Origin of the sequence: Streptomyces botrytidirepellens (assembly GCF_003721215.1) — a bacterium.
Classification (GTDB): domain Bacteria; phylum Actinomycetota; class Actinomycetes; order Streptomycetales; family Streptomycetaceae; genus Streptomyces; species Streptomyces himastatinicus.
This window is the reverse complement of the sequence record NZ_RIBZ01000387.1, coordinates 1-764: the sequence shown is the minus strand read 5'-3', so window position 1 is coordinate 764 and position 764 is coordinate 1. Positions and strand designations below refer to the sequence as shown.

The window sequence follows — 764 nt, the reverse complement described above, 5'->3', positions numbered from 1 at the left end:
GCCCGCGGGCGGGGGCGCCCGGCGCCCGGCCGTGGCGGCGGGGCGCGCTCCTCGCGGCGGTCTCCATGGCGCTGGTGCTGCTGGTGAGCGGGTTCGTGGTGCAGCCGTTCCAGATCCCCAGCGGCTCCATGGAGGCCACCCTGCGCCCCGGGGACCGGGTGCTGGTGAACAAGCTCGCATACCGTTTCGGGGACGATCCGCGCCGCGGTGACGTTGTCGTCTTCGACGGCACCGGCTCCTTCCTCCAGGAGGGGCCGTCCGGGAACCCGGTGACCGGTGTGCTGCGCAAGGCGGCCGCGGCGGTCGGTCTCGCCGAGCCCGCCGAGACCGACTACATCAAGCGCGTGGTGGGCGTCGGTGGTGACCGGGTCATCTGCTGCGACAAGCGGGGGAGGATCGAGGTGAACGGCCGGCCCGTGAACGAGGACTATCTGTACCCCGGGGACACCCCCTCCCAGGTGCCGTTCGACACCGTCGTGCCCGAGGGGCGGCTGTGGGTGATGGGCGACCATCGCAGCGCCTCCCGGGACTCCCGCGACCACCTCGGCGAGCCGGGCGGCGGCACCGTCCCCGTGGACCAGGTGATCGGGCGGGCCGACTGGATCGGCTGGCCGTTCGGCCGGTGGTCCCGCATCCGTGGCCCCGAGGTCTTCGCACATGTCCCCACGCCCGGCGGGGCGCCGGGCGCGGTCCCGGGCGGTGCGCGTGGGTAGCCGCGGACGTCCCCGCTCCGGGGCCCGCTCCGGCACCCGCCGGGCGGGCCT

General features: G+C 75.5%; 1 protein-coding gene. It reads left to right on the top strand.

Features of this window, described 5'->3' with window-relative positions:
- Positions 1 to 713: signal peptidase I (gene lepB / locus EEJ42_RS31105; RefSeq protein WP_246097513.1), on the top strand; the 713-nt coding region annotated here is incomplete at its 5' end.
- Positions 714 to 764: the final 51 nt, after the last annotated feature.